Raw genomic sequence first — 7,178 nt, 5'->3', positions numbered from 1 at the left:
GGGCCCGCGCCTATCTGCTGGAACACCAGCCCACCCACGAACGCCTGCTACGGCAGATCCGCGATACCCAGGCCGACTTTCAGGCATGGGCCGAGTACCTGGGCAACGAACCGCTGCGGCTGTTCATCGACACCACGAACCCCAACGCCCTGCTGTACCTGCAAATGGTCATGACTCATCTGCTGGTCGTGTACACCCAGGACGAACAGGCCAGCACCTGGCTGATCGAGCAGGACGCCAAGGCCACCAGCCTGTTCGGGACCATGCGCTACGGGTTTTCTCCGGCACTCAAGGAAGCCCTGCACCAGGAAGCCAACGCCCTGCTCAATGGCCTGGGAGACATCACCAACCTCGCCACCCGCGCCGGAGAACTCAACGCCGTACTCAACCACAAGGATTTCGCCGACAGACCCTGGATGAAAAACCTGAAACAACCGGTCAGGGATACCTTCAAGGCCCTGCGTGAACTAGCCATGGGCGTCGGCAAGGCCACGGCAGAAACCCTGCTGCTGGCCTGGGTGCCCACCGACAGCCGTCTGGCCCGGGGCCAATATCAGAATATCGCGGCCTTGATCCGTAACCTGCTGATCGGTCAGATCCTGGCCAATACGCCGGAGCGAATCCGCCTCAACGAACAGATCGCCTCCCGACTCCAGCAATGGAAACGCGAATGGCACCGGCTCTCCAGGCAGATTGCCGAGACCCGACGTCGATGGCTCTACCCCCTCGAACCCCATAGCCGCCGCAGCACCGCCCGCCACCTGCAAACCATGATGGATGCATTGCGCCTGCACGAGCTGAAACTCCCGATGCTGCTCGACTTCCAGAACAACCAGTACGCCCGGCTGCTGCAGGACGAAATCCGCGCCTTCTTCCAGTCCGGCCTGGACGTCGCCAAGGACTGGCACACCCGCGCCAAGGCCTGGAGCGAACGCCTCGGCGGCTTCAGTGCTGCGGTCACCTGGGGCGTCATCCTGCTCAACTTCATCAACACCGCCCTGCTCTACCACGACCTGACCCGCGATGGCGATTTCAGCGCCAGGGATATCGTCAAGGTCGGCTACAGCCTGGGTTACAGCGCCAACCTGCTGATGGCCGTGTTTGTCGAAGCACCCTGGGCGGTGATCAAGGAAGCGAAGCCGGTGCTGATCGGGGGTTATGACGTAGGCATTCTGGATCGCTCTGCCGCCTATTGGAAAGCGCAGGGAAATCCGGTCTGGGGCGAAGCGGTTCGTAGCTTCAGGGTTACGCTGATGGCTGTGGGGGCGTTTGCGGTGGTGGCGGCGGTATTGGAGATCTGGGATATCTGGAACGATCACACAAACGCTAAAACCGAAGAGGAAAAAACAGCATTAGCTGTAAAAGGCGCTGCTGTGGCTGTGATGGGACTTGGCGGTTCAATCTTCTTAATTGCAGGAAATACCTTATCTAGAAATGTTGTATTTTTTGCAATGAGTGGCTGGCTAACCATTATTCTTCTAATAGCTGGACTCGTGTATCTCGCCGCCAGCCTGGCGTTAAACTATTTCAAACAGGACAGTATCGGTTGGTGGCTACGAAAATGTTGCTGGTCGCGCTCGAGCGAATACCAACATGCGGCCACACGGGAAGAGGAAGCCGAAGAGAAGCTGGCTTTACTTAACATCCAACTGTCTCCACAAGTTTTTATCCAAACGACGACCGCCTACAGACAACAATATACAGCAAAGGGTGGCCATGTGAAGGTGGCCGTGCAAGATGGTGCCTGGATACAACTGCGCCTGCCTGAGTCCTTACGTGGAAAGCAGATAAAGCTTAATGTTATCAGCAGTACTCGTCCTTTAGGCTTTCTGCCAACAACACAAACAGACACCCCCATCGCCGATATATTTGAAGAGCGCGGAAAGTTCATTCCTGCCAAGGCGTTTGGCAGGCTTGGTAATGAGCGACCGCCCCGTACACACTCGGACCTGGGTTTCCCGATTTTTCCTGCGGGGGAAGATGTTGTTTGGCAAACCTGGGTTCCGCTCAAGGAAGAGGTTGATTATATCGAGCTACAAATCTGGTACCCGAACGATACGAATACTCCAGGACAAAAAAACCAGAGTTATCTCTACCAAATAGAGCCCAGCAAACAAGGAAACGTGGCCATAGATGGCTTGACTCACACGCACCTTGAAGTCAGTAAAAAAAACCACACCGATGCTTTGATTCTTGCTCTTCCGGAATGATGCCCGATGCCTCACACACTACCTGACAATGAAAAAAATAACCTTTTATCAAGCCACAACACATCCATAATGACCTGGAGTATCAAAACCATCGACTGCCCACCCAAGGAATTCATGAAGTTTCAAATATTCGCCATAGGGGGAATGATTGCATTTTTTCTCTATTTCATATGGGTATGGTGGGATGCATTGTCTGAAGATATGAATCTATCTATCGGACTTGGCTGCGCGGCAGTAGCAATTTCTACCTACTGGATCATGCTAGTCATAAGACGAAAAACCATATTCAACTACCATATAAAACTCCACTCAGGATCTGTCGAGCGCTACGACTACTACCCCAGCTTTGCAGGCCCGCTCTTCAAAGGCGTCGCCATTTTCACCATTCTGCTCTTCGTCGGTGTCGCCCTCGTCACCGGCTCTCTTTTATTCCTGATCGGCCCTGCCGCGATGGCGGTCGGGGCTGCACGATCACTGTTGAATTGGGAAAACCCTATCCATCACAAACAAAGCAGGCCATGGGACGAGCACAACTTCGTCACCGTAGATCGCAAACGCTCGATGATCGTTATTCACTGCACAGATATCACCGTTGGCTTTGAAGCCCGCTTTCCCGATAAACAACGCTTCGAGCAATACCTGCAATTTCTCCATACCGTCCTGCCGCCCACTGCCGAGTTCACCGAAAGGGCCTGGGAGTGGTGAAAACCTTCCGACACCAAGGTGATCAGGGAAGCAAAGTCGATGGTGACCGACAGAAAAAGTGTAGGAATACTGGATCGCTCCGTCTCCTAAATGACAACCAAGAGGAAGAAGTAAAAGAGAAGCGTTCCTACTGAAAACCCAGCCAAGCCCGCAAATACTTTTCAAAAGCACTGCAACCTACAAACAACACTCCTCCGGGCAAGGAGCCTACACGGAGATATCCATACAAAAAGGAAACGTGGCCATAAATGGCTTGACTCACACGCACCTTGAAGTCAGCAAAAAAACCACACCGATGCTTTGATTCTTGCTCTTCCGGAATGATAACCCATGCCTCACACACTACCTGACGATGAAAAAAAGAACCTTTTATCAAGCCACAACACATCCGTAATGACCTGGAGTATTAAAACCATCGACTGCCCACCCAAGGAATTCATGAGATTTCAAGTATCTGCCATAGGGGGAATGATTGCACTTTTTATCTATTTCGCATGGGTGATGTGGAGTGCACTTTCTGAAAGCTTAGGCTTATCTATAAGCTTCAGCTGCCTAACAACAATATTTTTTGCCTATATAATCATATTGGTCATAAGAAAAAAAACCATATTCAACTACCATATAAAACTCCACTCAGGATCTGTCGAGCGCTACGACTACTACCCCAGTTTTGCAGGCCCGCTCTTCAAAGGCGTCGCCATTTTCACCATTCTGCTCTTCGTCGGTGTCGCCCTCGTCACCGGCTCTCTTCTATTCCTGATCGGCCCTGCCGCAATAGCGGTCGGGGCTGCACGGTCACTGTTGAACTGGGAAAACCCCATCCATCACGAAGAAAGTCTGCCTTGGCACGAATACAACTTTGTCACGGTGGACCGCAAGCGATCGATGATCATTACTCACCGCACGGATATCACACTGGGCTTTGAAGCCCGCTTTCCCGATAAACAACGCTTCGAGCAATACCTGCAATTTCTCCATACCGTCCTACCGCCCACTGCCGAGTTCACCGAAAGGGCCTGGGAGTGGTAAAAACTTGCCGACACCCAACAAACTCACTGCACGCCCACAAAAAAGAGACCCGAAGGTCTCTTTCATGTTCATGCCTGCAAGACCATCACTTGGCCTTGTAGATAATCCCTGGACTGCACTGAACCATCTGATAATGATCCGGCAAACCGTTGAGCGCCTCGGAGGCCCCCAGGAACAGGTAACCACCCGGCTTGAGCGTGCCGTGGATACGCAGCAGGATGTCCTTCTTCACTTCGGCCGAGAAATAGATCAGCACGTTGCGGCAGAACACGATGTCGAACTTGCCCAGGCTGGCGTAACTGTCCAGCAGGTTGAACGAGCGAAACTCGACACGGCTTCTGATCGGCGGCTTCACCACCCAGCGACCCGGGCTTTTCACATCGAAGTAGCGCTGCAGACGATCCGGCGAAAGACCCCGACCGATTGCCAGGCTGTCGTATTCCCCGGTCTTGCAGTTGGTCAGCATCAGGCTGGACAGGTCGGTGGCCACGATTTGTGCGCCGCCCTTGAGCTGCCCCGGATTGCTTCGCTCGAACTCGTCGATGGACATCGACAGCGAATAGGGTTCCTGACCGGATGAACAGGCCGCCGACCAGATACGCAGACGCTGACCGGGACTGGCCTTGATCTGCTCGGGCAGCACCTTGCTCTTGAGTACCTCAAAAGGATAGGTATCACGAAACCACAAGGTTTCGTTGGTAGTCATTGCATCGACCACCTGCTCGCGCAGACCACTGCGTGGCTGAGACTGAATACGCTGAACCAGCTCCCCCAAGGATTTGATGCCCTGCTGTTCCATCAGCTTGTTGAGACGGCTGGATACCAGGTACTGCTTGTTCTCCCCCAGCAAGATGCCACAGGCCTTTTCCAAAAAGCCCCGGAACTGCTCAAAATCCAAATTACCCGTAGACAAGGTGCCGCCTCTCAATCATGTGAACCACCAGGAACAACGCTCCTAGCTATTATCTGCCGCTTTGATCCGCGCCACGACCCTGGCCGCGAGGTCATCAGGTCGAAATTTCGCGAGGAAGTCGTCAGCACCAACCTTCTTTACCATCGCCTGGTTGAATACCCCTGACAACGAAGTATGCAAGGTGATGTGGAGCTTCTGCATCCGTGGATCATTACGTATGGCAGTTGTAAGGGTATAGCCATCCATCTCCGGCATTTCAATGTCGGAGATCATCATCAGAAACTCTTCGTCAGGTTTCTTGCCCTCTTCGACCATCGCTTTCAGGTAATCCAGCGCCTGGCGACCATCGTTCAAGGCAACCACCTCGACCCCGACCGTTTCCAGGCAACGACTCACCTGCTTGCGCGCAACCGACGAGTCATCGACCGTCAGCACTCGCAACGAAACAGCCTTTTGATGAACCTCTTCGTCCACTACCCCTTGGGACACGCCCTCGGTGATAGGTGCCACCTCGGCGAGAATCTTCTCGACGTCGATGATTTCCACCAACTGGTTATCGACACGCGTCACGGCCGTCAGGTAGTGATCGCGCCCGGTCCCCTTGGGTGGCGGATGAATCTCTTCCCAGTTCATGTTCACGATGCGTTCGACCGAATGCACCAGAAAGCCCTGAACCTTGGTGTTGTACTCGGTGATGATGACGAAGGAGTTCACCAGCGAAATCATACCGGTCGAGCCCGTCGCCATTGCCAGATCCATGATCGGGATCGTGCCACCGCGAATATTGGCCACCCCACGCACAATCCGGCTGGATTTGGGCATGATGGTCAGCTTTGGGCACTGCAGTACTTCTTTGACCTTGAATACGTTGATCCCGTAGAGCTGCTTGCCATCCAGACGAAACAGAAGCAGCTCAAGGCGATTCTGACCCACCAGCTGAGTTCGCTGGTTTACCGAATCCATTACACCTGCCATGCCCGACCCCCCTTACCAAAGCCACCGTTCACCACGCACCAGATTTGGTAAGCGGCACGGGCCTTGCTTTTTATACGCCATGAACGCAAAGACGACAATTTTTCGACACCTGGCATTAGAAACCCGCAGGCTTCTGTGCATGATTGCAGTGCTCTGCCTCGCAGGCACTGCCAACTACGGCCGCGCCGAGAGTTTCACACTGCCTGAACAGCTTATCGGCGTCACTCAAGGGTTTCTTGAGTTCACAGTTGAAGACTATTTATCGACCAACCAGATCGAAGGGCGATATGAAATTCAGGTCCGTCAATTAGATCCTAGGTTACGCATGGGTTTTTGCGACAAGGATTTGACAGCGAAACTGGAAAGCGCAAGGCCAGTGGGCCGAGTGACCGTGCGCGTACGCTGCGAAGGTTCGTCCCCCTGGACCGTGTTCGTGCCGGCAGAGGTCAAACTGTTTCGCAACGTGGTTGTTTCAGTCCGCCCCTTGAGGCGCGACAGTTTCGTGTCGGAGGAAGATGTTGCACTGCGCGAAAGAGATATCAGCAGCCTGGGCCTGGGGTTTCTCTCATCCCTGGATCAGGCCGTCGGACAAAAAGTTGTCCGACCAACGGTCATCGATCAGGTCATGTCACCCGTTTTCCTGGAGCAACCACAGATGGTGCGCAAGGGTGATCAGGTGGTCATCACCGCCCGAAGCGGCTCGCTGTCCGTGCGCATGCCGGGCGAAGCGCTGTCCGATGGCAGTTACAACGAACAGATACGGGTGAAGAACCTGAATTCCAATCGCGTCATCAAGGCCAACATTACCGGCCCGGGTCAGGTGGAAGTTGCCATGTAGATAGATTGAGGCTGGCGTCGAACGCGCGTTTTTCCTAGACTGCGGTGCATATTCCCGCGGTGGAAAGCGCGTTCCGCATGCTTTTCACACAACGCCTAAAGTTTTTTCGTATTGGGCCGAAAACAAGGCAAGCGTCCAATACACCCAGAGGTTTTTCATCATGCCCATAGATTTCAGTCGCCTTGGAAATGCACAGTCCGTCGGGAGCACTTCACGCACCGGGACCGCAAAGGAAGCCGGCAAGACCGATGCCGCCACAACTGCAGCGACTCCTGCAAACATCAAAGGCAGCGGTGAATCCGTTCATCTCAGCAGTGAGGCTCAACAGTTGCAGAAAATCACTGACAAGCTGGGCGAACTGCCAACCGTCAACAGCTCTCGCGTAGCCGAGCTGAAGCAAGCGATTGCAGACGGCACCTACACAGTGGACAGCAACCGCGTAGCCAGCAAATTGCTGAACTTTGAGACCCAACGCTAGCCCTGTGCTCGCGGTGGATATTCTGGACGC

The 7,178-nt window shown here is 53.9% G+C and carries 6 protein-coding genes and 1 pseudogene; 5 read left to right on the top strand and 2 right to left on the bottom strand.

The genetic code is table 11. The features are described 5' to 3' along the window. The 3 genes and pseudogenes from ACIPY9_RS23125 to ACIPY9_RS23115 all read left to right on the top strand — a co-directional run. Window positions 1-2,210 (top strand): annotated as a pseudogene (locus ACIPY9_RS23125) (hypothetical protein); the annotation flags it as partial. Window positions 2,211-2,216: 6 nt separating this feature from the next. Next, window positions 2,217-2,915, top strand: coding sequence for a permease (locus tag ACIPY9_RS23120; RefSeq protein ID WP_400707099.1), 699 nt, complete (start codon window positions 2,217-2,219; stop codon window positions 2,913-2,915). 330 nt (window positions 2,916-3,245) lie between these two features. Beyond that, window positions 3,246-3,944, top strand: coding sequence for a permease (locus ACIPY9_RS23115; RefSeq protein ID WP_400707096.1), 699 nt, complete (start codon window positions 3,246-3,248; stop codon window positions 3,942-3,944). Window positions 3,945-4,029: 85 nt separating this feature from the next. Here ACIPY9_RS23115 and cheR read toward each other — a convergent pair whose 3' ends face one another. Both cheR and ACIPY9_RS23105 read right to left on the bottom strand, forming a co-directional pair. Next, window positions 4,030-4,857: a protein-glutamate O-methyltransferase CheR gene (gene cheR / locus ACIPY9_RS23110; protein ID WP_400707093.1), complete on the bottom strand. Its 828-nt coding sequence runs from the start codon at window positions 4,855-4,857 to the stop codon at window positions 4,030-4,032. A gap of 42 nt (window positions 4,858-4,899) precedes the next feature. After that, complete coding sequence (locus ACIPY9_RS23105; RefSeq protein ID WP_400707090.1) at window positions 4,900-5,832, bottom strand: chemotaxis protein CheV; 933 nt, start codon at window positions 5,830-5,832, stop codon at window positions 4,900-4,902. Between the two features lie 79 nt (window positions 5,833-5,911). Here ACIPY9_RS23105 and flgA point away from each other — a divergent pair, with 79 nt between their 5' ends. Continuing rightward, the gene (flgA, locus tag ACIPY9_RS23100) at window positions 5,912-6,670 is read left to right on the top strand and encodes a flagellar basal body P-ring formation chaperone FlgA (protein WP_400707087.1); all 759 of its coding nucleotides are present in this window, start codon (window positions 5,912-5,914) and stop codon (window positions 6,668-6,670) included. Window positions 6,671-6,830: 160 nt separating this feature from the next. Next, window positions 6,831-7,148 (top strand): flagellar biosynthesis anti-sigma factor FlgM, encoded by a 318-nt coding sequence (gene flgM, locus ACIPY9_RS23095; RefSeq protein ID WP_400707084.1) that lies wholly within the window; start codon window positions 6,831-6,833, stop codon window positions 7,146-7,148. The last annotated feature ends 30 nt before the right edge of the window (window positions 7,149-7,178 follow it).

This window comes from Pseudomonas sp. NPDC089734, assembly GCF_044748865.1.
In the GTDB taxonomy this organism is placed as follows: Bacteria; Pseudomonadota; Gammaproteobacteria; order Pseudomonadales; family Pseudomonadaceae; genus Aquipseudomonas.
The sequence above is the reverse complement of the archived record's forward strand: the minus strand, read 5'-3'. Positions and strand labels throughout refer to the sequence as shown.

Excerpts from the sequence above, each read along its gene's own strand:
- ACIPY9_RS23120 (WP_400707099.1), top strand. The coding sequence starts at position 2,217 with ATGCCTCACACACTACCTGACAATGAAAAAAATAACCTTTTATCAAGC.
- flgA (WP_400707087.1), top strand. The coding sequence starts at position 5,912 with ATGAACGCAAAGACGACAATTTTTCGACACCTGGCATTAGAAACCCGC.
- flgM (WP_400707084.1), top strand. The coding sequence starts at position 6,831 with ATGCCCATAGATTTCAGTCGCCTTGGAAATGCACAGTCCGTCGGGAGC.
- ACIPY9_RS23115 (WP_400707096.1), top strand. The coding sequence starts at position 3,246 with ATGCCTCACACACTACCTGACGATGAAAAAAAGAACCTTTTATCAAGC.
- ACIPY9_RS23105 (WP_400707090.1), bottom strand. The coding sequence starts at position 5,832 with ATGGCAGGTGTAATGGATTCGGTAAACCAGCGAACTCAGCTGGTGGGT.